We start from the raw sequence: 23,714 nt of genomic DNA, 5'->3' as shown, positions 1-23,714 counted from the left end.
TATCTGTTAATACAGTTTCCTGATGCTCGTGGTGCCCGCCGGGGCCGAACCGCCGCGCCGGGCACCGACCGGCTGGCGGCACGCCGCCCCTTCCCCGAGGAACACCATGGTTCACAAGAGAACAGCCGCCTACGTCGTGGGCACCCTGCTGGTCGGCGTCGCCGCCGTCGGCTACGGCCTGCCGTCGGCGAGCGCCGCGACCGCCGGCCCGATCACCGGCCTCGGCGGCAAGTGCATCGACGTCGCCGGGGCCAGCTCGGCCAACGGCACGGCCGTCCAGCTCTACGACTGCAACGGCAGCGCGGCCCAGACGTGGACCGTCGGCAACACCGACACCTCCATCCGGGCACTCGGCAAGTGCCTCGACGTCACCGCCGCGTCGACCGCCAACGGCGCCAAGGTGCAGCTGTACGACTGCAACAACACCGCCGCGCAGAAGTGGACCGCCAGCAACGGCGCGCTCGTCAACCCCGGCTCCGGCAAGTGCCTCGACGTCACCGACCGGAGCACCGCGAACGGCGCCCGGTTGCAGATCTGGACCTGCGGCGGCACCACGAACCAGCTGTGGACCCTGCCGGGAGGCGGCACCCCCACCCCCACCCCCACCACCCCGACCGGCACCAACCTGGACGACGCGGCGAAGAAGAACGTCGCCATGCAACTCGTCTCGGCCGCCGAGAACTCCTCGCTCGACTGGCGCGCGCAGTTCTCCTACATCGAGGACATCGGCGACGGGCGCGGCTACACCGCCGGCATCATCGGCTTCTGCTCCGGCACCGGCGACATGCTCGAACTGGTCGAGGCGTACACCCGCACCAAGCCGGGCAACGTCCTGGCCGGCTACCTGCCGGCGCTGCGCAACGTCAACGGCACCCCGTCGCACGCCGGCCTCGACCCGAACTTCCCCCGCGACTGGCGCACCGCGGCCAACGACTCGGTGTTCCAGGCCGCCCAGGAGGCCGAACGGGACCGGGTCTACTTCAACCCGTCGGTACGCGACGGCAAGAACGACCAGGTCCGGGCACTCGGTCAGTTCGCCTACTACGACGCGGCGGTCATGCACGGGTACGAGGGCATGCGCCAGATCCGCAGCCGCGCCCTCAACCGGGCCAAGCCGCCAGCCCAGGGTGGCGACGAGCGGACCTGGCTCAACGCCTTCCTCGACGAGCGGGTCATCGAGATGAAGAAGGAGGAGGCCCACTCGGACACCTCCCGCGTCGACACCGCCCAGCGGGTTTTCCTCAACAACGGCAACTTCAACCTGAACACACCACTGGTGTTCGCCGTCTACGGCGACCAGTTCCGCATCGGCTAGTTCGCCTGGTGTGGCGGGGTCGCCGGCACGGATTTCCCGTTCGCCGACGGCCCCGCCGCCCGGCCCCTGCCCCTACGCCCCGGCCGCCTGGTGCCTGCCCGTTTCCTGACCGGCCGCCTGGTGCCTGCCCGTTTCCTGACCGGCCGCCTGCTGTCTGCCCGTGGCTGCGCGGCCGCCTGGTGCGTGTCCGGCCGGTCCTGGCAGGCGGACTTCGCCGGTGACCTGGTTCGCGGTCACCACCGGCGAACCGTTTACGGCAGGATCCTCTGCGTGAACCGGCCCCTGCTCCTGCTCGACGTCGACGGTGTCCTCAGCCCATACGGGACTCCTCAACCACCGGCCGGCTACACCGAGCACCACCTGTTCCCCGGCGAAGAACCCGTCCGTGTCAATGCCGCCCACGGCGCCTGGATCACCGAGGCGAGCGCCGTCCTGGACATCGCCTGGGCCACGAGCTGGAACGACGACGCCAACCGACTCCTCGCCCCGCTTCTGCGCATCGCTCCCCTACCCGTGATCACCATGCCGCCCGCGCCGTTCCACCCCAGCGACAAGATTCCGGTCATCGCCGCCTACGCCCAGCGACGGCCCGCAGCATGGATCGACGACCTCCACACGCCGCAAGCCCACAGCTGGGCCGCAGCACGCAGCAGCCCCACACTGCTGATCACCGCCGACCCGACGATCGGCCTCACCCGCCACTCCATCGATCACGTCATGACTTGGGCCAAGGCTCTTCGACGCCCGTTGGCTAATCCCTAATGACGCGCCCGGACCTCGCTTATCCCTAGCGACGCGTCCAGCTCTCGCTCATAGCGGGCACCAGGCAGCGCCGCCGACACGCAGTCCTCGCTCACGCCAGACAGCGCTTCGACACCAGCTCCCGGCACTGCCGGGTAGCACGCCCAGCCCCGGTCGCCACCGGGGAGGATTCCAGCACCGACGAGCCCTCCGGCGACCAGCCGGTCGAATCGATCATGGTGACTGAAAGTGTCGTACACCTGTTCTAGTGTCGGGGCATGGTCGAGGAGTTGGCGCAGGCAGACGACACGGTCGCCGCCTGCGTCGACGCCCCCGCCTGGGCCCTCCCGGAGCACGACCTGATCGCCGCGCTCGACGCCGCGCACCGCCTTCAGCAACGCCTCGCCGCCGTCACCCTCACCCTGATCCGCGAGATCGACGGCCGCGGCACCGCCCGCACGCAAGGCGCCTCCAGCACCGCGGTGTGGCTGCGCGAACGACTACGACTCACCATCCCCGCCGCCCGCCGCCTCGTCGACGACGCCACGGCCCTGGACACCGGCAAGCCCGGGATACGACAAGCGTTAGCCGACGGGCACATCACCCTCGACCAGGCCCGGGTCATCGCCGACACCGTCACCACCGTGCAGACCACCGCTGGCACCGAGGCCGCCGACAAGGCCGTCAGCCTGCTCACCGACTGGGCCGGGCAGTTCGACCCCACTCAACTGCGCAAACTCGGCACCCGCATCCTCGACCACGTCGCCCCCGACATCGCCGACGCCGCCGCCCAGGCCGCCCTCGACGCCGAAGCACGCCGCGCCACCCGCGACCGACACCTCACCCTGTCCGAACAGACCGACGGCCGACTCCGCCTCACCGGCACCCTCGACACCGAAACCGCCGGCCTGCTCCGCGCCGCCATCGACCCACTGACCGCCCCGTCCGGACCGGACGACACCCGCTCCCCCGGGCAACGCCGCCACGACGCCCTCGCCGAGGTGTGCCGCCTCGCCCTCCGGACCGGCGACCTACCCGACAGCGGTGGCGACCCGGCGCAGATCGTTGTCACCACCAGCTACGACGGGCTGACCCGGCAACTGTCCACCGGCGCGCTCGACATCGGCCTGGAGCTCACCCCGGAAACGGTGCGCCGACTCGCCTGCGACGCCACCATCCTGCCCACCGTCCTCGGCGGCACCGGCCAGGTCCTCGACGTCGGCCGACAACGCCGCCTCATCACCGGGCCGCTACGCCGCGCCCTCGTGCTCCGCGACCGCGGGTGCGCCTTCCCCGGCTGCGACCGACCACCCCGCTGGTGCCACGCCCACCACATCCACCACTGGGCCGACGGCGGCACCACCAGCCTGGCCAACGCCGTCCTCCTCTGCGGCCACCACCACCGACACGTCCACCAGAGTGACTGGGTCGTCCGGCTCGGCGACGACGGGCATCCGGAGTTCATTCCACCCGCCTGGCTCGACCCCGAACAGCTCCCCCGCCGCAACCACTACCACCGACGAACATAGGAGCAGCCGGCAGAGAAACAGCACCCTCACCCGCCTCAACCGGCAAAGGGCACCGGCACCGCGTTCGTCACCCACCCGCTGGCCGACATGAGCTGGACTCCGTCCCCCAGGTCCGGCCACTGTCGCGGGCCGCACGGCGTGAGCTCCTGTGCTGGTCGGAAGTCCGCGTCGACTTGGCGCATTCCGCGCGGTGACTTGACCTCAAGCTCGGGTGAGGTCCTAGCCTCCGTATCGGAGGTACGGAATGAGCATGGAAGTTACCGCGTGGATGTCTCTGCACCACGCGATGAACGCGCAGGACGAGCGACCGCTGTCCCGTGCGACCTTGAAGCGGATCGCGCGGTTCGCCCAGCCACACCGCGCCTTGATCATCAGATTCCTCTTGCTGAGCGTGGTGACGGCGGTCCTCACGGTGGCGGCGCCCGTTCTCGCCGGTCGGGTGGTCGACGCGATCGTCGACGGCGCCGACAGTGGCGTGGTGATCCGGTTGGCGGTACTGATCGCCGCGATCGCGCTCGCCGAGGCCGGGCTGGGTCTGGTGACGCGATTTCTCTCCGCCAGCATCGGTGAGGGGTTGATCGTCCAGCTGCGGACGGCCGTCTTCGACCACGTCCAGCGCATGCCTGTGGCGTTCTTCACCCGGACCCGCACGGGTGCGCTGGTCAGCCGGCTGAACAACGACGTGATCGGCGCGCAGCGTGCCTTCAGCGACACTCTGTCGAGTGTGGTCGGCAACGCCGTCACGCTGATGCTGACGTTGGCCGTGATGCTGACCTTCTCCTGGCAGATGACGCTGCTGGCGCTCGTCCTGCTGCCCATCTTCGTCCTCCCGGCCCGGCGGATGGGTTCGAAGCTCGCCCAGTTGCAGCGTGAGGCGGCCGAACACAACGCTGCGATGAGCACCCGGATGACGGAACGGTTCTCCGCACCCGGCGCCACGCTGGTCAAGCTGTACGGGCGACCGGCCGAGGAGTCCGCCGAGTTCGCGGCGCGGGCACGTCGGGTCCGGGACATCGGCATCCGTGCCGCCATGCTGCAGTGGGTCTTCATCACCGCGCTCACCGTCGTTGGCTCGCTGGCGCTGGCCCTGGTCTACGGGCTGGGCGGTCTGTACGCGCTGCGAGGCAGCCTCGATGCCGGCACGGTGGTCGCCCTCGCGCTGCTCCTGTCGCGCCTCTACGCACCGTTGACATCGCTGGCCAGTGCTCGGGTCGAGGTGATGAGCGCGTTGGTGAGTTTCGAGCGGGTGTTCGAGGTTCTCGACCTCAAGCCGCTGATCCTTGACAGGTCCGACGCCCGGCCCCTGCCGGAGGGCCCGGTCGCTGTCGAGTTCGACGGGGTCCGGTTCGGCTATCCCTCAGCGGACAAGGTGTCGCTCGCGTCCCTGGAGGACGTGGCGAAGCTCGATACGCGCGGCGGTGAGGAGGTGCTGCACGGGGTGTCGTTCCGCGCCGAAGCTGGGCAGATGGTGGCGCTCGTCGGCTCCTCCGGGGCGGGCAAGTCGACGATCGCGCAGCTCGTTCCTCGCCTGTACGACGTGGAGGACGGCGCGGTGAAGCTCGGCGACGTCGACGTACGTGAGCTGTCCGCCGAGTCGATCCGGACGGCGTTGGGCGTGGTTACCCAGGACGGGCACCTCTTCCACGAGAGCATCCGCGCCAACCTGGCGTTCGCCCAGCCGGACGCGACCGAGGACGAGATGTGGGAGGTGCTCCGACGGGCCCGGCTCGACGACCTGATCCGCACCCTTCCCGATGGGCTCGACACCGTGGTCGGCGAGCGCGGATACCGCCTGTCCGGCGGGGAGCGGCAACGGCTCACCATCGCGCGGCTGCTGCTGGCTCGTCCGCGCGTGGTGATTCTCGACGAAGCCACCGCGCATCTCGACTCCACCTCGGAGGCGGCGGTCCAGGACGCCCTCGCCGAGGCCCTGGCCGGCCGGACGAGCGTGGTCATCGCGCACCGGCTCTCCACCATCCGGGCGGCCGACCAGATCCTCGTCGTGGAGGCGGGGCGCATCGTCGAACGCGGGCGACACGGTGACCTGCTCGCGGCCGGTGGCCGCTACCACGAGTTGTACCGCACCCAGTTCGCCCAGGACCCGCCGACGGTCCAGGAGCAACGCGTCGCCATCTGACGGTTCCCGTCCGACACAGCCTGGGAGTTCACCTCGCCCCCGCCGGCGTACCGCAGACGGACGCGGTGGCCGGGCCGTCCCTCGAAGGACGGTCCGACCACCGACTCACGGGTGCACCGCCGCCCACCCCGAGCAAGCACCGGGGGTGGGCGGCGGCCGCCGATCAGTCGTCGTCGTTGTCGTCGTCGTCCTTGTCGTCGTCCTTGTCTTCGGCGTCGTCGGCGTCGTCGGCGTCGTTGTCATCGTCGTCGACCGGCTCCTGCTCGGCCTTGACCACCGACCCGTTGTCCCGGTCGACGTCCACCTCGTGCTCGGTGTCGCCGGCGACGATCTCGACGCTCCAGACCGGCCGGCCGTTCTCCTGCTCGGCTTCGACCTCGACGATCTGACCGCCACCGGCCTTGGCGAGCGCGATCTCACCGGCGCGCTTCTCGTCGACAGCGCTGCCCGCCGGCGCGCTGCCGGTCGATGGCGTGCCGGACGGCGTGCCGCTCGACGGCGTACCCGACGGGGTGCCGGTAGACGGCATACCGCTGCTGGTCGCCGGGGCGGCGCTGCCCTCCGGCGCGTCCGTGGCTGTCGGTGCGACGGTGGCTGCGGCGAGTGCCGTGCCGCTGGTGCGCCTGTCGTTCGCTGCGTCGACGCCGAGCGCGACCCCGGCCACCGCCAGCACCGCCGACCCGCCGACCGTCGCCAGAAGCAGGTTGGTGCGCTTCATCGTGGTGTCCACCTTTCCTCGGATGTCAACTCCTGGGCTGTCGACTCCGAGGATCCGCTGAACGGGGATAGCACCGCGCTGTCCGAACGCTAAGGCCGGGTTAAGCCGGCGGTGGTGTCGACCCTACGGCCGGGCCCGCCGGCCTGGGCTGGTCAGAGCGCCATCTTCATGAAGACGTCGGCGCGGGCGTACGGCGGCAGCGGGATCTGATCCGAACTCACATGCTGGAAACCGGCGGCCTCGTAGAGGTGCACCGCGTTCGCGAGCCTGGTGTTGCTGCCCAGGAACAGGGTGGTCGCGCCGAGCTCGCGGGCGCGCGCGATCGCCGCCTCGATGAGCTGGCGGCCGATGCCCCGGCCGCGCACCGCCGGGAGCACCGTCATCTTCGACAGTTCGAAGACGTCGTCCGAGCTGCGGACTAGGGCGACACAGCCGATGATCTCCCCGCCGTCGCGGACGATCAGCACGTCGCCGCTCCGGTCGACGATGGCGGCGAACGGGTCGTTGAGCGTCTTGCGGTCCGACTCCTCAATGGTGAAGAAGTGGGAGATCCATTCCTCGTTCAGCGTCCGGAAGGCCTCGGCCTCCTCAGCGGTCGTCATGGACGTGATGGTCAGCGTGCTCGGCTTCATGGTTGGATTTTCCGGCCACCACCATTCGAACGTCCAATATCTTGTTCGGGGTCATCCGTATCCTTGAGGTATGGAACCCGAGTTGCGCCACCTGCGCTACTTCGTCGCGGTCGCCGAGGAGCTCCATTTCGGCCGGGCCGCGGTGCGGCTCCGGATGGCCCAGCCACCGCTTTCGCAGCAGATCCGCCAGCTCGAGGCGATGATCGGCACGCCGCTGTTCGTGCGCACCTCCCGGTCGGTGGCGCTGACGCCCGCGGGCGAGGCGTATCTGGACCGGTGCCGGCGGGTGCTGGCCACCGTCGCCGACGACGTGCACGAGGCGGGCCGGATCGGGCGCGGGGAGCAGGGGCGCTTCGACATCGGGTTTGTCAGTTCGGCGATTCAACTCGGGCTGGCCGGGCCGATCCGTCGATTCCGCGAGCGCCATCCGGCCGTCCACCTGCGTCTGGACGAGGCGTACACGGCGCACATCGTCGACCGGTTGTTGAACGGCGAGGTCGATCTCGGCGTGGTTCGGGACGCGGACGACCACGACGACCTGGTCGGCAGCACGTTCGCCACCGAGTCCTTCGTCGCCGTCCTGCCGGCCGATCATCCGCACGCGGGAGACCTCGCGATCGACGCCGCCGTGCTGCGCGACGACCCGTTCGTCTTCTTCCCCCGGGTGGCCGGCGAGCGGGCCTACCAGCGCAATCTCCGACCGTGCCTGGAAGCCGGCTACACGCCGAACATCGTCCAGGACGCCACCAGCTGGGCCACGGTGGCACACCTGGTCGCGGCCGGCCTCGGGGTGACGATCGCCCCGGCGAGCATCTCCGCAGTGGTGCCCGCTTCGGTGGGAGTCCTGCCGTTGACCGGCACCGAAGCCACCACCGAGGTGCAGATCCTGCGCCGCCGACAGGACGACCGGATCACCTCGACGGGCTTCGGGGCCGTGGGTCAGGCTCCCTGAGCTGCGCGGCGCAGCCGTACCGGCACGGTCAGCCGCGCCGGTTGAGTTCCGCTTCCAGCCGCTGGACGAGCGTCTTGCGGTCCTTGCTGGCGCGCTCGTTGCGCAGCGCGGTCTTGAGCTGTCGCGTGTCGAGGCCACGGACCAGCTTGGCCGCCTCCGCGACCGACATCTCCGACATCCGTCCGGCCGTGGTGGCATCCCGACGCGCTCGTTTGGCCGGCCCGGTGTTCGCGACGTACTGCTTGCCGGATCGGGACGCTTCGCGCTTCTTCGTGTCGGTCGCGCGCTTCTGGCTCTCCGACATCTCCTCCCAGGCCTTCTTGGGCAGGTAGCGACTCGTCGTGCCGCCCTTGCGCGCACGGGTGTCGCCCTCTTTCGTCTGCCATTTCTCGTTGCCCCAGCGCTGGAGAGACTTCTGCCGCTCGTCCTTTTCGCCCAGGAATCCGCCGCCGCGCTTCTTGTACTCCTGAGTGACGAGCTGTGACTTGCGCGCCGACCACTGCCCCGGCCTGCCGCCCTTGTCGGAGGCCTTGACCTCTTCCTTGATCTGCTCTCTGAGCTCGGGTTTCGTATACCGCGCCATGACTGGCAGCTACCCGGCACCGCAGCGCCTATGCCTCCGGCGCCGACGTCGGAGGCCCCAGCCGGAGCAGCACCTGCGCACCACCTCCCGGACCGGCCCGCAACTCCAGTCGGCCGCCGGCGGTCTGCGCGGCGCGCCGGGCGATGTCCAGGCCGAGGCCGGTGGACCCGGCGGCGCTCGTGCCCCGCCGGATCGCTCCGGCTGGCATTCCCGGCCCCTCGTCGGCGACGGTGAGGACCGCCTCGCCAGCCTCACTGGCGAGCCGGACGGTGAACGGCGTGCCGTCGGGGGTGTGCGCGAAGACGTTGCCGAGAAGCGCGTCCACGGCCGCCGTCAGGTTGTCGGCGGCCACACCGACCGTAAGGGGGCCGGGCGCCAGGTCGAGGGTGACGGCCCGGCCGGTGTCCTCGGCCAGCACCGACCAGAACGCGACCCGGTCGGCGACGATCGCCGCCGCGTCCGCGGCGGCCGGCTGCGCCGGTGCGTGCCGCCAGCGGGCCTGCCGGATCAGCCCGGTGACCGCGCGTTCGAGCCCGTCGGCGGCGGCGGTGATCCGGGCGGCGTCATCCGGGTCACGCAACGACTCCGCTTCCAGCCGCAACGCCGTCAGCGGCGTCCGCAGCTGGTGCGACAGGTCGGCGACCTGTTCGCGCTCCTGCACCAGGAGCACCTGGATCCGGGTGGCGAGATGGTTGAGCGCGCCGGCCACCTCGCGCAGTTCGGGCGGTCCGGCCGGCGTGACCCGGGCGTCCAGCTCGGCGTTGGCCAGCCGGTGTGAGACGGCCGAGAGGTCGCTGATCGGCCGGACCAGGGTGCGCGCCAGCCGGTCGGCGACCAATAGCCCGATCAGCACGAGAATCACGCCGAGCAGCGCCAGCACCAGCCAGGCCCGGGTGACCCCGGCGGTCAGCTCGCGCTGCGGCACCGCGATCCGGATCACCCCGGTGCCGTCCGCCCGACCCTGCACGGCGATGACCACCTCCCGGCCGGCCGCCGACTCCCCGGTGAGGCTCTGTCCGCGCGCGGCGAGGGCCACCGCTGGCGTACGGGGTGTCTGGGCGCCGAGCACCGTGCCGTCCGGCAGGAAGACGCTCACCGGTCGGCCGGAGTCCGCGGCGAGTTGCTCGACGGTGAGCCGGATGGTCGCCGCGTCGGCGGTGCCGACCACCGGCACCAGGCTCTGCGCGTCGGCGGTGGCCCGAACTGTCGCCCGATCCTCGGCGACGGTGCGGACCAGCAGCGCCAGCGGCACCAGGAACGCGATGAGGGTGAGGACGCTGACCGCGGCGACCAGCAGCGCGAGCCGGGCCCTCACGGCTGGGCCGCCGGGGCTTCGAGACGCACCCCGACACCACGCACTGTGTGCAGGTAGCGAGGCTGCTGGGCGTTCTCCCCCAACTTGCGACGCAACCAGGACAGGTGCACGTCGACGGTCTTGTCGGCACCGCCGTACGGGATCTGCCACACCTCCGTGAGCAGCTCACGTTTGGTGACCACCTGGCCGGGCCGGCCGGCGAGGTGGTGCAGCAGATCGAACTCGCGGGGCGTCAGCTCGACCGCGACCCCGTCGAGGCTGACCTGCCGGGCCCGGGGGTCGACCCGGAGCCCGCCGACGACGAGCGTCGGATCCTGCCCGTCGGCACCGGAGGGGCCGCGCCGCAGCACCGCCCGGACGCGGGCGTCGAGCTGCGCGGCGGTGAACGGCTTGGCCACGTAGTCGTCGGCGCCCGCGTCGAGCACCCGGACGATCTCGGCCTCGTCGTCCCGCGCCGTGGCCACGATGACCGGCACCGAGCTGACCGCGCGCAGCATCCGCAGCAGCTCGCGGCCGTCCAGGTCGGGCAGGCCCAGGTCGAGCACGACGAGGTCGGGTCGGTCCTCCAACGCGTCGCGGAGCCCGGCCATCGCGGTCGAGGCCGCGGCCACCGCGTGGCCGCGTTCGCGCAGGGCCCGGATCAGCGGGGTACGGATCGTCAGGTCGTCCTCGATGAGCAGCAGGCGGGCCACAGCTGGCAGGCTAACCGCTGCCGCTGGCAGTGCGGCGCACGTTAACCATGCCTTAGCGTTCGGATGTGCCAACGACAAGGACGGATCGGGGATAGTCAGGGGATGCGCCGTCGTTCGATCCTCGTCGCCACCGGGTGGGTGGCCACCGCCGCCATAGCGACCCTGATCGGCTTGGGCGCGATCCGGTTGGTGGGCGAGAGCCTCACCGGCACCCCGGGCGGGGTGCGCAGCGAGGCCGAGATCGAGCGGGCGCTCGCCTCACCGGAGCCACCGTCGACAGGCACCACGGGCGCCGCGCCGCCCGGGCCGGGCCCGACGAGCCCCGCGCCGAGCGCCAACGCCGGGGCCCGCCGGGGGTTCGCCACCGACGGCGGCACGGCCGTCGCCGAGTGCGGCGCCGGCGGCGTACGCCTCGTCTCCTGGGCGCCCGCGCAGGGTTACCGGGTCCGCGACGTGGACCGGGGTCCGGACGACGACGTCGAGGTCACGTTCCAGGGGCCGACCCGGGAGTACGAGTTGAAGGTGCGCTGCATCGGCTCGGAGCCGGTGGCCGTCGCCGACGACTGACGACCTGGGAGCAGGTGAGGTGAGTGTCGCGGCGGTTCAGCGGCTCCGCAGGGCGTCCACCAACCTCCGGAGCGTCGCGCGCGCATTCTCGAGATCGCTGAGGCTGAGGCCGGCTCGCTCGACGGCGTCCCGGCGGTCGGCGGCCGAGCGTTCCAGGAGGCCGCTGAGCGTGGCCAGCCCTCCTTTCGTGAGTGTCACAAGTGGCGCGCGGCGGTGATCGGGGTTGTCGTGCAACTCCACCATTTCGGCTCGGGCCAGGTCGTCGACCACTCGCTGCACGCTCTGCCGAGCGAGGCCGAGTCTGCGCGCCGCGCTCGCGACGGTGCGGGCGCCATCGGAGAGCACGCTCATCACGTGCCATCGGGCGGCAGTTTGTCCAGCTTCTCGGGCCAACTCCTCGCTTGAGCGCCGAGACTCGCCTGCCAGTTCGTACACGTCTGCCACCAGCAGCCGATACGCGTCGACCCGGTCCTGCTTCCGTTCGGTCATCGGCAGCATGCTAACGCACATTGACAGCTTACTACTATATTGACAGCATGCTGTCATGATTCTTCGACTGTGGAGCGGATGGACCGAGCCCGCTCTCGCTGACGCCTACGACCGGCTGCTGACGCAGGACATCGCGCCCGCGATCCTCGCCCGGGGCGTAGCCGGGCTCCGGGAGCTTCGGGTTCTGCGTCGTTCCCCGCAGGAGCTGGACCCCGCCGAGGGCAGCGAATTTCTCACCGCCATGACATTCACGGACTTCGCCGCGGTGTCGGCCTTCACCGGCGGCGATCCGTCCGCCTCCGTTGTCCCGCCTGCTGCCCGTGACCTGCTCGGGCGCTTCGACCGACAGTCCCGGCACTATCTGAGCCGAGCGGTGTTCCGCGCCGACGACGGACAGCCGCCCGGCGCCGGGTGAGCAGCCGGCCGCCTCACTGACCCGCTGGCTGCTCGCGGTCGGCGTTCCGGCCCAGGGCGACCATGCGCAGGGTCTCCTCTCGACGTCGTACGAGCAGTGCCCCGGCCAGGAAGGTCACCGGCGCGACGAGCACCAGCATCGCCCACTGCGCCGGCACCAAGGGGATGGTGTGTCCCATGTTCATGGTCGAGGTGACCCAACCGGCGAGGGCGCTGTCGATCACCAGGGCGAGGGCTGCCACGGGCAGGAGCATGACGACGATCCGGCGGCGTACCACCGGAGTGAGCGTGGCCACCGCGACAACCATGACCAACGCGGCGGCTGCCAGGCCCGCGACGTAGAGCCAGAGGACCAGCTCACTGCTCGCCTCGATGCCGTAGAAGACCTGGTAGGACACCTCGCCGACGAAGTCGAAGGTGGGACTGTTCACCCGGTTCGCCCCCAGCAGCGCGATCATCGCGGCCGGTGCCAGCACCAACGCCAGCAGTCGGCGTACGCCCAGCAGGGCGACCGCTCGGCGACGCGGCGCCGGCACCGTGAGTGCGGCGGCAGCCACCACGGCGAGGGCGAGCTGCGGCAGCATGTCCACCACGTACGTCGGGTTGTCACTCGTCTCTGGGGCGACGAGCGCACCCCAACCGAGCACACCGGCCCAGGCCAGAGCGGCGGCGACCCAACGCCACCCGACCAGCACCGCGGCGCAGACACCCGCCCAGCCGGCGACGCGCAGCCAGTCGACGAGATCCGGGCCGCTCGGCGAAAACCCGGGCGGCATGCTCGGCGCGCGGACGAGTTGGTCGAGCAGCGCCTTCCCGGCGAGGGCCAACAGGACGACCGCGACCAGCAGGCCGGTCACCGTCGCCGCGTCCGCCCAGCTCGGCTCGGTGAACCCCCGTGCGCCCACCCGCAGCCGCGCCCGCAACCCGGCGCCGACCAGATTCCGCACGTCGGCGACGGCGGGTCGCCGCTGGCCCGGCCGCGCGCCGGCGAGGAGCACCGCCAACATCTCGTCCTCGTACACCCGACGGTGTTCCCACGGATACGCGGCCAGCAGCCGCCGGTAGCGGCGCTCCAGATCGTCGCTGCTCACGCCGCTCCCCCGTCGGTCAGTAGGCCGCTGCGGCGCAGCCGCACGCGAGCGGCGTCCGCGTTGTGTCGGAGGCGGGACGCCTCTTCGGTGAGCCGCCGCGCGCCCAGGGCGGTGAGGCGGTAGTAGCGGCGCAGTCGCGACTGCACCACCTCTTCGCGCTCGACCTCGATGAGGCCGTCGGCGCGGAGCCGGTCGAGGACGGCGTAGAGGGTGCCGGCGCGTAGGCGCACCCGTCCGTCGGAGATGCGCAGCACGTCCTCGATGACGGCGTACCCGTGCATGGGCGCCTCCGCCAGCGCGGTGAGCACCAGGAACGTCGGTTCCCGAAGTGGAGCCTCAGCCATGCCAGAGAGCATATACCGATAGACAGTATATGCAAGGACGGCGAGGGCCGAGCGACGGACGTGGCCGGCACGGAACCCGTGCCGGCCACGTCATCGGTGGTGGTTCAGCTGCTGTACGCCTCCAACTCCCAGAGTGAGTGGCCATATCCGGTGCCCCGGGCGGTGCCGTAGATCCGCAGGTAGCGGCCGTTGGCGCCGAGCGCGGCGTGCTCGTCCACGCCGCCGTCGGCCCCGGTCACCGTCTTCACTGTGGTCCAGGTGGTGCCGTCGTTCGAGGTCTGGATCTGGTACGCGCTGCTGTACGCCGCCTCCCAGGTCAGCTTGACCCGGCCGATCGCGGTGGCGCTGCCCAGGTCCACCCGAATCCACTGTGGGTCGGAGAAGGTGCTCGACCAGCGGGTGGTGAGGCTGCCGTCGACGGCCTGGGCGCCGGACACGTCGGCTCCCTCGTTGCTGGACGTCGACGTGGGTTTGTTCAGCAGCAGGTTGCCGCCGGTCGGGCTACCGGTGCCGCCGTACACCTCGAACTCGAACAGTGAGTAGCCCCAGGCGGATCCCCGGGTGGTGCCGAGGAGCCGGATATACCTGCCGGACCCGCTGAGCCCGGTCAGGTCGTCCACCCCGCCGTCGCCACCGGTCACCGTACGGATCGTGGTGAAGTTGACACCGTCCGGCGAGGTCTGGATCTGGTATCCGCTGCCGTACGCCGCCTCCCAGGTCAGCTTGACCCGGTTGATGGCGTACGTGGCACCGAGGTCGACGTCGATCCACTGTGGGTCGCCGAACGCGCTGCCCCACCGGGTGCCGGCCGCGCCGTCGAACGCGTTGCCCGCGACGAACGCGCCCTCGAAGCTGGACGCCCGCGCCGGCTTACCGCGGGCCAGGTTGGCGCCCGGCTCCGGGTCTGGATCCGGGTCCGGGTCCGGCCCGGGTCCGCCGGGGCTGGTGGAGAGGGTGAACTCGTCGATGTCGAACCACGGCCCTGCGCCCTTGAACACCAGGAACAGCGTCCGGGTGCCGGTCGGGGCGGTGACTCCGCCGGTGACCGTGGCGAAGTTGGCGTACCCGCCGGTGGGCACCACGGTCGCCGAACCCACCAGTTGCCCGGTGGGCGAGTCGACCCGCAACTCCACAGTGCCGCCGCCGCCGGCCGGTGCGCCGACCCGGGCGCTGAACGACTGGACGCCGGTCAGGTTGTAGGGGCGGAACGAGATCCAGTCGTTGTTGTCGACGTAGCCGACCGCCGCGCCGCCGTGTCCTGCCGCCCCGGCGACGATCTGGACGCCGGACGAGTCACCGAAGTGCTCGGCCTGGCGCACGCGCGGTTGCAGCACCGCCTGGGTGTGCGTGGTCAGCGCCGGCTGGCCGCCCCCGCCCAGGTCGGTGTACTCGGCGTCGATGATGCCGAAGATGTTCGCCGCAGTGTCGTGCTCGCCGTCGGCCGAGGTCTGGATGACCCCGGTGCAGCCCTGCACGCTGCCGAGTTGGTGGCCGTGCGAGTCGTGGCCGAGGACGTAGTTCACCTTCACCCGGGCGCAGTTGATCGCACCGTCCTGGGCGTCGGTGACGGTGACGGAGAACGGCACCGCGTCCCCGAAGGTGAAGGTCTGCCCGTTCAACGGGGTGTTCACGGTGACCACCGGGGCGCTGTTGCCGACCGTGACGACCACGCTCGCGGTGGCCGTCTTGCCGGTGGTGTCCCGGACCGTCAGCGTCGGGCTTCGGGTCCCGTTTGTGGTGTACGTGAAGCTCGGGTTCGCGGCTGTCGAGTCGGTGGTGCCGTTGTTGTCGAAGTCCCAGGCGTAGGTGAACGGGTCGCCGTCCGGGTCGAGGGTGCCGGCCGAGGAGAAGACCACGGTCAGCGGCGCGGTGCCACTGGTCGGGGTCGCCGACACCTTGGCGATGGGTGCTCGGCCCTCGCGGGCGTACTCGATGCGGTAGAGCGCCGAGTTGGCGTCCCCGTTGAACCAGCCGGTGCCGTAGTCGAGCACGTAGAGCGCGCCGTCCGGGCCGAACTCCATGTCCATGACCTGGGTGCCGGTCCACGGGAACGGGTTGATCTTCAGTGGTTGGCCGGACGCGTCGAGCTTGATGTTCTTGATCCAGCGGCGACCGAACTCACCGGCGAAGTAGGTCCCGTCGTAGTACTCGGGGAACGCCACCGGCGAGGTGTTGTTCGGGTCGTACCGGTAGACCGGCCCGCCCATCGGCGACAGGCCACCACCTGTGAACTCCGGCGGCGAGCCGGAGCCGCCGTACGGCAACCAGGCCGAGATGGCCGGCGGCAGCTGGGTGATGCCTGTGTTGTTCGGCGAGTTGTTCACCGGCCCACCGGCGCAGTTGAACTTCGCCCCGGACGGTCCGGACGGGAAGGTGTAGTCGTTGTAGGCGTCGTTGCGGGCGGTGCAGTACGGCCAGCCGTAGAAGCCGGGCCTGTCGATCCGCGCGAACTCCACGTTGCCGGCCGGCCCGCGGTTAGGGTCGGCGGTGCCCGCGTCGGGGCCGTAATCACCCAGGTAGACGATGCCGGTGGCCTTGTCCACGCTCATCCGGAACGGGTTGCGGAAGCCCATCGCGTAGACCTCCGGGCGGGTCCGCGCGGTGCCCGGGGCGAACATGTTGCCGGCCGGGATGGTGTAGCCGCCGGCCGCGCTCGGCTTGATCCGGAGGACCTTGCCGCGCAGGTCGTTGCTGTTCGCCGAGGTCCGCTGCGCGTCGAACGCCGGGTTGCGCCCGGACCGCTCGTCGATCGGGGTGAAGCCGGCCGAGTCGAACGGGTTGGTGTCGTCACCGGTGGACAGGTAGAGGTTGCCGGCCGCGTCGAAGTCCATGTCACCGCCGACGTGGCAGCACATGCCGCGGCTGGTCGGCACGTTGAGGATCAGCGTCTCGCTGGCCAGGTTGATGGTGTTGTCGGCGTTGACTGTGAACCGGGCCAGCCGGTTGACGCCGTCCCAGACGGCGAATTGGGCCGGGGTGCCCTCGGCGGGCGCGCCGCCGCCGGGGGTGCTCAGTGGTGGGGCGAAGTAGGCGTACACCCAGCGGTTGGTGGCGAAGTTCGGGTCGGCCTTGATGCCCTGCAAACCCTCCTCGTCGCCGGTGTAGACCGGCAGGGTGGCAGCGATCTTGGTGTTGCCGGCGGCGTCGGTGTGCCGGATCACGCCGTTGCGGGAGGTGTGCAGCACGCCCCGGTCAGGCAGGACGGTGAGGCTCATCGGCTCACCGGTCTCGGCCGCGCCCTTGGCCAGCTCCACCTGCTGGAAGCTGCTGGTGACGGTGGGGCCGCAGTCGGCGTCGACCGCGCCGGCGGCCGTGCGGATGCCGCCGAGCAGGTGCTGACGGAAGTTCGCCTCGCTGTACGACGCGTCGGTGTGACCCAGGCCGGTGTACCAGGCTCGGCCGCCGGAGTAGTTCTGGCACCAGGAGATCGGGTGGTCGGCGCCCATGCTCCCGCCGGTGTAGGTGCTCTCGTCCAGGGTGGCCAGCACGTGCGCGTTGCCCCGGGGGTTGGTGCGGTAGTTGTACAGCTCGTCGAACCGGCTCCACCGCTGCGGCAGCGTCGCGGTGGACGGGTGCACCTGGTCGGCGACCTTCACTGTGACGTTCTGCTCGGCCGGGTGCGAGGCGAAGTACGCCCCGACAAGTCCCCCGTACCACTGCCAGTCGTACTCGGTGTCGGAGGCGGAGTGCACGCCCACGTACCCACCGCCGCCGGTGATGTAACGCTCGAACGCGGCCTGCTGGGCGGCGTTGAGCACGTCGCCGGTGGTGGAGAGCCAGATCACCGCGGCGAACCGGTCCAGGTTGGCGTCGGTGAACTGGGCGGCGTCCTCGGTGGCCTCGACGGTGAAGCCGTTGGCAGCGCCGAGCTGCTGGATCGCGGCGATGCCCGGGGTGATGGATCCGTGCCGGAATCCGGCGGTCTTGCTGAAGACCAGCACGGTGAACGGTGCGGCGCTGGCCGTGGGTGGCGAGGCGACGATGCCGCCCGCCACGAGGATCGCGCTCAGCGCGAGGCCGAGCCACGATCTCAGGGATCTGCGCACGGTGGGGTCCTTTCGCGGTGCGAGGGACGGCGTGCGCCGATCACGCCTGGCGGTGGTGGGACGAGATATGTGAATGCATCGTTGCGTCCGGATCACGGGCGCGTCAAGCACTCTCCCACCATCCGTGAGAGCGTTATCTCCGCAGGTCAGGGGCGACCGTGCGGAGGGAGATCGAATAACGGTTTTCGGGCCGCGATCCGCACACGGAGGGCCCCGGCGCAGGTCGCCTGCACTCGGGGCCCTGCCGAACGGTCGGTCAGCGTGAGTAGTACTCGACGACGAGTTGCTCGTCGCAGAGCACCGGGACCTCCGAGCGGAGCGGGAGCCGGGTCAGCCGAGCGGTCAGGCCGGGCAGGCTGACGTCGAGATAGGGGGCGAGACGTTCCGGGGCGTGCGCCCCGGCCGCCGCGACGACGAACGGCGCCTTGCCCCGACTGCGCTCCGCCACCTCGATGACGTCACCGGGTTGCAGCCGCGCGGACGGCTTGTCCAGACGACGGCCGTTCACCGTGACGTGTTGATGGGTGACGACCTGACGGGCCTGGTAGATGGTGCGGGCGAAACCGGCTCGCAGCACCAGCGCGTCCAGCCGGGTCTCCAGCTCGACGATCAACTCCTCACCGGTCTTGCCCGGCCGGCGCACGGCCCGGTCGAACGCGCGCCGGAGCTGACCCTCGTGCAGGTCGTACTGCGCCTTGAGCCGCTGCTTCTCCAACAGCCGGACCTTGTAGTCGCTGGTGGTGCGTCGAGCGCGGCCGTGCTGTCCCGGTGGGAACGGGCGGCGTTCGAAGTAGCGCACGCATTTCGGGGTCAGCGCGATGCCCAGGGCGCGGGAGCGCTTGACCTTGGGACGGGTCTGATTCATGCTTCGCCTCTCAAGTAAGGTAAGGCTAACCTTATTAGGAGATGATCGCCTTGAGCAAGCCCTCGACCAGCACGGCGGACTCCACGGACGACGCGGGTGTCCGAATCCGATCGATGCTCGTCGCCGCCGACTCCCTCACCCTGCACATCCCGGGCGTCGAGGCGTACGTCATCGGACGCCACGCCGTGACGAGCGACGGACGCCTGCGGGTCGACCTACCGACCGACTGCCACCTGGCCGAGCACCTCGCGCACCAGCGCGATACCGTCGCGATGGTCGAGGTGACCGACCTGGCGCCCACCCCGGTACGCGACCGGGTGCGCGGACGCGCCACGCTCACCGGCTGGCTGACGACCGAAACCGTCTCGACCGGAAACGATCAGGAGCTGGTGACCGTCCTGGACCTCGCCACCGCCGAGCTGACAGCCGATGGCCACACCATCTGCATCGACGCTGATCAGTTCGCGAGCGCCCAACCCGACGCGCTGGCCGCCGTCGAGGCCGATCTGTTGTGTCACCTCGACCACCACCATCCGCGCACCGTCGAAGGGCTGAGCCGACTGATACCCGCCCGCCACCTCCAGGGAGTTCGTCAGGTCCGGCCGGTACGCCTGGACCGCCACGGTGTCGTGCTGCGGTTGGAGCTGAGTAGGGGTGACCGGGACGTCCGGCTGAACTTCCACACGCCGCTGCGGCATCCGGACCAACTCGGCGCTCAGATCGAGGCGCTGCTTCGGCACACGCACGGCTGCCGAGCCCGACACACCGGCTGATGCTCGCCGCCCGCGTGGGCGGTTAGGCAAGGCTGGCCTATGCAAAATATCCCGGAAAGAGGGAGTTGTCCCGTCGAGGTCGGGTATGGAGGTGACCACCGACGGAAGCGAGATCGCCATGACCGACATGTTGGAGATGCCGCGCGTACACGAGTGCACGGTCACCGACTGCGGCTACAACCACGACGGCTGCCACGCGTTCGCCATCACCATCGGGCAGCCGAACGCCAGTTGCGCCACCTTCATCGACACCTCGGCGAAGGGCGGGCTGGACCGGGTCATCGCCCAGGTCGGCGCCTGCAAGCGAGACGACTGCCAGCACAACGCCGAGTTGGAGTGCCACGCGCCGTCCATCCGGGTGGGCCCGGGTCAGGACATCGCGGACTGTCAGACGTACGAGCCGCGCTGAGCCCGGCGCGAACGGGTTGGGGACGGCCGTCACGGCCGTCCCCAACCCGCATCTGAGGCCGTCTAGGCGGGGACGACCATCGGCGTGCCGGCGATCGGATCGGGTACGACGAGGCAACTGAGACCGAAGACCTGCTCGACGAGGTCGCCGGTGACCACGTCGACAGGCGCCCCCTCGGCGACGATCGCACCGCCGGACATCGCGATGAGGTGGTCGCAGTAACGGCAGGCCAGGTTCAGATCGTGCATGACGATGACGATGGTCTTGCCGGACTCCGCGTTCAGTTTCCGCAACAGCCGCAGCAGCTCGACCTGGTGGTTGATGTCCAGGTAGGTGGTGGGTTCGTCGAGCAGCAGCAGGTCGGTTTCCTGCGCCAGGGCCATGGCGACCCAGACCCGTTGGCGTTGACCACCGGACAGCTCCCGGATCGGACGGTCGACCAGATCCGCGGTGCCGGTGGCGTCGAGGGCCCGGGCGACGGCGTCGTGGTCGTCGCCACTGAACCGTCGAAACCACCCCTGATGGGGGTAGCGACCGCGGGCCACCAGGTCGGCGACGGTGATGCCGTCGGGCGCGACGGGGGTCTGCGGCAGCAGCCCGAGCACCTTGGCCACGTCGACGTTGCGCAGGCCGGCGAGGGGTTTGTCGTCGAGCAGGACGGTGCCGTCGCGCGGGGCCAACAGTCGGGCCAGGCCACGCAGCAGTGTGGACTTGCCGCAGGCGTTGGCGCCGACGATCGCGGTGACCTTGCCGTCGAGCACTGCGACGTCGAGGTTGTCGACGATGGTCCGGTCGTCATAGCCGAGGGTGAGGCCCTCGGCGCGTAGTCGGGTCATCCACCCGCTCCTTGTCGGTTGGTGGTGGCCAGCAGCCACAGCAGGTAGGGCGCACCCACCGCACCCGTCACCACGCCGGTGGGCAACGGTGTGGGCAGCAGGTGCACGGCGACGAGGTCGGCGGTGAGCAGCAGCGCGGCACCGACCAGGGCGGCGGGCAGGACGCCCCGGGCCGCCGGGCCGAGGAGCCGGTTGGCGATCGGCCCGGCCACCAGGGCGACGAAGGCGATCGGGCCCGCCACCGACACCGCCAGGGCCACCAGCACGACGGCGGTGCCGAGCAGCCCGGCCCGGCTGAGCTCGGCCCGGACACCCAGCATCCGGGCGGCGTCATCACCGAGTGCGAGGGCGCCCAGTGGCCGTTGCAGCAACGTGGCGACCGGCAGCAGGACGACCAGGGCACCGGTGAGCACCCACAGCTCCGTGGTGCTGGCCTGCCCGACCGACCCGACCAGCCAGTGCATGGCCTGGCGGGCCTCGAAGAGCTGCGCCCGGCTGAGCACGTAGCCGACCAGGCCCTCGAAGAAGACCGCCACTCCGATGCCGATGAGGATGAAGCGGTAGCCGCTGACACCGTCGCGCCAGGCCAGCAGATACATCGCCAGGGCGGCGACGATCGCGCCACCGAGGGCGAGCCCGCTGACGACGAGCCCACCGGCCTGCAGGAGCACGATCCCGGTGACGGCCGCCAGCCCTGCCCCCGAGGTGATCCCCACGAAGTCCGGGGACGCGAGGGGGTTACGCAGCAACTGTTGGAAGATCGTCCCGGACGCGCCGAGGGCCAGCCCGACAGTCACGGCGGCGGCCGCGGTCGGCAGCCGCAGGCCACGGACGACGAAGTCGACGCTGGGATTGTCGGACAGGTGCAGGACCGAGGCGATGACCTCCGCGGCGCCGATGCGGAAGCTGCCCACCATCATGGTGAGCACGAAGAGGGCGGCGACCGCCGCGGTCAGGGCGCAGGTCACCACGATGGACCGGCCGGCTCGACGCCTCCGGTTGGCGCGCAGCGCCGCCGCCGTACCGGACGTGGCCGCGCGGACGTCGCTGGTTGTCGTTGCCATGCTCACACCTCCGACAGCCGGCCGTAGCGCACGATCGCGATGAACGCGGGGGCGCCGATCAATCCGAGGACCACGCCGACCTGAACCTCGTCGGGGGCGGCGGCCATCCGACCGAGCACGTCGGCGAGGAGCAGGACGATGGGTGCCAGCAGCATCGAGTACGGCAGGATCCAGCGGTAGTCGGGGCCGCAGATGAACCGCGCCAGGTGCGGCACGACGAGCCCGACGAAGACGATCGGTCCGCAGGCGGCGGTGGCGGCGCCGGCGAGGATCGCGACCACGGCGAAGGCGGCCGCGCGGGTACGTGTCACGTTCTGGCCGAGGCCACGCGCGACGTCCTCGCCGAGCGCAAGGCCGTTGATGGCCCGCCCGAAGCCCAGCGACGCGACGAGGCCGATCAGCAGGAACGGGGCGACCCCGGTCAGGATCGGGGTGTACCGGCCGGCGAGCGACCCCACCTGCCAGAACCGCAGCTCGTTGAGGGCGTCCACGTTCGTCATCACGATGCCGCTGGTGACCGAGGCCAGGCCGGCGGTGACCGCCGCGCCCGCCAGGGCGAGCTTCACCGGGGTGGCGCCCTCCCGTCCGAGCGAGGCGACCGCGTACACCAGGGCGAGCGCCGCGATCGCGCCGGCGAAGGCGAACCAGACGTAGACGCCGACGCCACGGACCCCGAGCACCGTGATGGCGATGACCACGAACGCGGCGGCGCCGGAGTTGATGCCCAGGATCCCCGCGTCCGCCAGAGGGTTGCGGGTGACACCCTGCAGGATCGCCCCGGCCACCCCGAGCGCGGCGCCGACCAGGATGCCGAGCAGAGTGCGGGGTACGCGCATCTCCAGCGTGACGGTGCTGCTGATCGGCCCGTCGCTGTCGAGGCTGAACAGGGCGTGCAGCACCTCGGAGAGACCGATCGAGCGCGAGCCCAAGGTCACGCTCAGGAAGCCGACGAGGACGAGGACCACACAGAGGACGGCGAGCCCCGGCCCGAGGGCAGAGGCTCGCCGCACGCCTACCGTCGAGGTGCGCGTCCCGATCCGGTTAGTTGCCGACATTCGGATCAGCGGCTTTGACCGCCTGGGTCAGCTTGTCCAGCTCGGTGGCGAAGTCCCCGTACGTGTGCAGCCAGAACGCCGGCCAGGAGACGGTGGCACCGACCTTGGCCGCCTTGATCTTGGACCAGGTCGGCTGCTTCGTGCTCCACTCGGCGTTCGCGGTGGGTGTGAAGGACCGCCCATCCCACAGGATCAGGTCCGGCTGGTACTTGTCGGCGTTCTCCCAGCTGAGGTTCTCCCAGTACGGGAAGGCCGGGTCCGGGCTGACCGGGTTGATCACCTTCAGGCCCCAGGTCTGCAGGTCCAACAGCTCGGGCGCGTACTCGGGGTTCGCGACGTAGACCTTCTCCGTCGAGGGGGACATCGCGGCGACCGTCAGGTCCGGCTTGGCCGAGGTGGCCGCCTTGAACGCGGTCACCGCCTCCTCGAAGCGCTTCTTGTTCGCCGCGATCTGCGGGCTGGCCACGTCGGCGCCGAGGCTCTCAGCGAGATCCTCGTACCCCTCGGCCAGCGCGACGATCGACTTGCCCTGCGTGACGCCGACGACGGGGGCAAGCTCGGCGAGCTTCTTGCTCTTCTCGTCGACGCCCTCCTCCATGCCGCTGTGCGCCTTCTCGGCCGGCCACCAGTCGCCGACGATCAGGTCCGGACGCAGGGCGGCGGCCTTCTCCACGTCGATCTTGCCCCACTCCTCGCCGAGGATCTGGATCCCGGTGAGGTCGAGGTTCTTGAGGTTGGGGTCGGTCTTGACCGACTCGTCGGCGTAGACGCCGACCGGCTTGATGCCGAAGGACATCAGCGCCGCGGCCTCGCCGGCGTGCGCGATGATCCGCGTCGGTGTCTTGTCCGCCTTGACGACCGTGCCGGAGCCGTCGTTGAAAGACCAGGGGCCGGAAGCGGTGGCAGCGGCGGCGGAGTCACCGGTGTTCGTGTCGTTGCCACAACCGGTGAGCCCGCCGAGCACGGCGCTCAGCGCCGCGACGGCCAGGACCGGACGCCATGAGTGCATGGTGAAGTTCCCGATCTTTCGAAGAGAAGCGAGCCATCACGGCCCGAAAGTTAGGTTAGGCTAACCAACGCTTCGAGTTTTGCCAACGTGGGGTGCCCTTCACCTCGGGAAATGACCGAACGGCGGCGACCCTCGGCC

General features: G+C 70.6%; 23 protein-coding genes. 9 read left to right on the top strand and 14 right to left on the bottom strand.

Annotation, left to right across the window (positions count from 1 at the left end):
- The first annotated feature begins 106 nt into the window (after nucleotides 1-106).
- From IW248_RS06905 to IW248_RS06890, 4 genes are all read left to right on the top strand, one after another.
- Entirely contained in the window at nucleotides 107-1,315 is a 1,209-nt protein-coding gene (locus IW248_RS06905; protein ID WP_196926191.1) for a chitosanase, read from the top strand.
- 270 nt (nucleotides 1,316-1,585) lie between these two features.
- Nucleotides 1,586-2,077 (top strand): HAD domain-containing protein, encoded by a 492-nt coding sequence (locus IW248_RS06900; protein ID WP_196926190.1) that lies wholly within the window; start codon nucleotides 1,586-1,588, stop codon nucleotides 2,075-2,077.
- A gap of 257 nt (nucleotides 2,078-2,334) precedes the next feature.
- Nucleotides 2,335-3,585 carry an HNH endonuclease signature motif containing protein gene (locus IW248_RS06895; RefSeq protein ID WP_196926189.1) on the top strand — a complete coding sequence of 417 codons (1,251 nt, stop codon included), beginning with the start codon at nucleotides 2,335-2,337 and terminating at the stop codon, nucleotides 3,583-3,585.
- 244 nt (nucleotides 3,586-3,829) lie between these two features.
- The gene (locus IW248_RS06890; RefSeq protein ID WP_196926188.1) at nucleotides 3,830-5,722 is read left to right on the top strand and encodes an ABC transporter ATP-binding protein; all 1,893 of its coding nucleotides are present in this window, start codon (nucleotides 3,830-3,832) and stop codon (nucleotides 5,720-5,722) included.
- Nucleotides 5,723-5,885: 163 nt separating this feature from the next.
- On the opposite strand, the gene IW248_RS06885 is transcribed toward IW248_RS06890, so the two are convergent.
- Both IW248_RS06885 and IW248_RS06880 read right to left on the bottom strand, forming a co-directional pair.
- Nucleotides 5,886-6,440, bottom strand: coding sequence for a PepSY domain-containing protein (locus IW248_RS06885; protein WP_196926187.1), 555 nt, complete (start codon nucleotides 6,438-6,440; stop codon nucleotides 5,886-5,888).
- Between the two features lie 152 nt (nucleotides 6,441-6,592).
- On the bottom strand, nucleotides 6,593-7,042 hold the full coding sequence (locus IW248_RS06880; RefSeq protein WP_231396210.1) for a GNAT family N-acetyltransferase: 450 nt from the start codon (nucleotides 7,040-7,042) through the stop codon (nucleotides 6,593-6,595).
- 100 nt (nucleotides 7,043-7,142) lie between these two features.
- Here IW248_RS06880 and IW248_RS06875 point away from each other — a divergent pair, with 100 nt between their 5' ends.
- Complete coding sequence (locus IW248_RS06875; protein ID WP_196926185.1) at nucleotides 7,143-8,024, top strand: LysR substrate-binding domain-containing protein; 882 nt, start codon at nucleotides 7,143-7,145, stop codon at nucleotides 8,022-8,024.
- 28 nt (nucleotides 8,025-8,052) lie between these two features.
- Here IW248_RS06875 and IW248_RS06870 read toward each other — a convergent pair whose 3' ends face one another.
- From IW248_RS06870 to IW248_RS06860, 3 genes are read right to left on the bottom strand one after another with little or no spacing between them, the layout of a single operon-like run.
- On the bottom strand, nucleotides 8,053-8,607 hold the full coding sequence (locus IW248_RS06870) for a DUF5872 domain-containing protein (protein ID WP_124822050.1): 555 nt from the start codon (nucleotides 8,605-8,607) through the stop codon (nucleotides 8,053-8,055).
- Nucleotides 8,608-8,635: 28 nt separating this feature from the next.
- Complete coding sequence (locus IW248_RS06865; RefSeq protein ID WP_196926184.1) at nucleotides 8,636-9,922, bottom strand: sensor histidine kinase; 1,287 nt, start codon at nucleotides 9,920-9,922, stop codon at nucleotides 8,636-8,638.
- Nucleotides 9,919-10,614, bottom strand: a complete 696-nt coding sequence (locus IW248_RS06860; protein ID WP_196926183.1) for a response regulator transcription factor — start codon at nucleotides 10,612-10,614, stop codon at nucleotides 9,919-9,921. Before IW248_RS06860 ends, IW248_RS06865 begins: the two co-directional genes overlap by 4 nt.
- Nucleotides 10,615-10,716: 102 nt before the next feature.
- Between IW248_RS06860 and IW248_RS06855 the strand changes: the two genes are divergently transcribed.
- Complete coding sequence (locus IW248_RS06855) at nucleotides 10,717-11,181, top strand: septum formation initiator (RefSeq protein WP_196926182.1); 465 nt, start codon at nucleotides 10,717-10,719, stop codon at nucleotides 11,179-11,181.
- 36 nt (nucleotides 11,182-11,217) lie between these two features.
- On the opposite strand, the gene IW248_RS06850 is transcribed toward IW248_RS06855, so the two are convergent.
- The gene (locus IW248_RS06850) at nucleotides 11,218-11,670 is read right to left on the bottom strand and encodes a MarR family winged helix-turn-helix transcriptional regulator (RefSeq protein WP_196926181.1); all 453 of its coding nucleotides are present in this window, start codon (nucleotides 11,668-11,670) and stop codon (nucleotides 11,218-11,220) included.
- 55 nt (nucleotides 11,671-11,725) lie between these two features.
- Here IW248_RS06850 and IW248_RS06845 point away from each other — a divergent pair, with 55 nt between their 5' ends.
- Complete coding sequence (locus IW248_RS06845; RefSeq protein WP_196926180.1) at nucleotides 11,726-12,085, top strand: hypothetical protein; 360 nt, start codon at nucleotides 11,726-11,728, stop codon at nucleotides 12,083-12,085.
- Between the two features lie 13 nt (nucleotides 12,086-12,098).
- Here the strand turns inward: IW248_RS06845 and IW248_RS06840 are convergent, their stop codons facing one another.
- The 4 genes from IW248_RS06840 to rpsD all read right to left on the bottom strand — a co-directional run bounded on the left by IW248_RS06840 (nucleotide 12,099) and on the right by rpsD (nucleotide 18,430).
- Nucleotides 12,099-13,175, bottom strand: a complete 1,077-nt coding sequence (locus IW248_RS06840; RefSeq protein ID WP_196926179.1) for a hypothetical protein — start codon at nucleotides 13,173-13,175, stop codon at nucleotides 12,099-12,101.
- On the bottom strand, nucleotides 13,172-13,519 hold the full coding sequence (locus tag IW248_RS06835) for a PadR family transcriptional regulator (RefSeq protein ID WP_091399577.1): 348 nt from the start codon (nucleotides 13,517-13,519) through the stop codon (nucleotides 13,172-13,174). The genes IW248_RS06840 and IW248_RS06835 overlap by 4 nt, the downstream gene beginning before the upstream one ends.
- Before the next feature lie 104 nt (nucleotides 13,520-13,623).
- On the bottom strand, nucleotides 13,624-17,565 hold the full coding sequence (locus tag IW248_RS06830; RefSeq protein WP_196926178.1) for a ThuA domain-containing protein: 3,942 nt from the start codon (nucleotides 17,563-17,565) through the stop codon (nucleotides 13,624-13,626).
- 256 nt (nucleotides 17,566-17,821) lie between these two features.
- Nucleotides 17,822-18,430, bottom strand: coding sequence for a 30S ribosomal protein S4 (gene rpsD, locus IW248_RS06825; RefSeq protein ID WP_196926177.1), 609 nt, complete (start codon nucleotides 18,428-18,430; stop codon nucleotides 17,822-17,824).
- Nucleotides 18,431-18,543: 113 nt separating this feature from the next.
- Between rpsD and IW248_RS06820 the strand changes: the two genes are divergently transcribed.
- Together IW248_RS06820 and IW248_RS06815 are read left to right on the top strand one after the other, a co-directional pair.
- On the top strand, nucleotides 18,544-19,203 hold the full coding sequence (locus IW248_RS06820; protein WP_231396829.1) for a DUF2470 domain-containing protein: 660 nt from the start codon (nucleotides 18,544-18,546) through the stop codon (nucleotides 19,201-19,203).
- A gap of 118 nt (nucleotides 19,204-19,321) precedes the next feature.
- Nucleotides 19,322-19,612, top strand: coding sequence for a DUF1540 domain-containing protein (locus IW248_RS06815; RefSeq protein ID WP_124822053.1), 291 nt, complete (start codon nucleotides 19,322-19,324; stop codon nucleotides 19,610-19,612).
- Nucleotides 19,613-19,674: 62 nt separating this feature from the next.
- Here the strand turns inward: IW248_RS06815 and IW248_RS06810 are convergent, their stop codons facing one another.
- From IW248_RS06810 to IW248_RS06795, 4 genes are read right to left on the bottom strand one after another with little or no spacing between them, the layout of a single operon-like run.
- Nucleotides 19,675-20,448, bottom strand: coding sequence for an ABC transporter ATP-binding protein (locus IW248_RS06810; RefSeq protein ID WP_196926175.1), 774 nt, complete (start codon nucleotides 20,446-20,448; stop codon nucleotides 19,675-19,677).
- Nucleotides 20,445-21,512: a FecCD family ABC transporter permease gene (locus tag IW248_RS06805; protein WP_196926174.1), complete on the bottom strand. Its 1,068-nt coding sequence runs from the start codon at nucleotides 21,510-21,512 to the stop codon at nucleotides 20,445-20,447. The genes IW248_RS06810 and IW248_RS06805 overlap by 4 nt, the downstream gene beginning before the upstream one ends.
- A gap of 2 nt (nucleotides 21,513-21,514) precedes the next feature.
- Nucleotides 21,515-22,522 carry a FecCD family ABC transporter permease gene (locus IW248_RS06800; RefSeq protein ID WP_240639356.1) on the bottom strand — a complete coding sequence of 336 codons (1,008 nt, stop codon included), beginning with the start codon at nucleotides 22,520-22,522 and terminating at the stop codon, nucleotides 21,515-21,517.
- 31 nt (nucleotides 22,523-22,553) lie between these two features.
- Nucleotides 22,554-23,576, bottom strand: coding sequence for an ABC transporter substrate-binding protein (locus tag IW248_RS06795; protein ID WP_196926172.1), 1,023 nt, complete (start codon nucleotides 23,574-23,576; stop codon nucleotides 22,554-22,556).
- Between the last annotated feature and the right edge of the window lie 138 nt (nucleotides 23,577-23,714).

The sequence above is a fragment of the Micromonospora ureilytica genome (assembly GCF_015751765.1).
Classification (GTDB): domain Bacteria; phylum Actinomycetota; class Actinomycetes; order Mycobacteriales; family Micromonosporaceae; genus Micromonospora; species Micromonospora ureilytica.
This window is presented reverse-complemented; position numbering and strand designations above follow the sequence as displayed.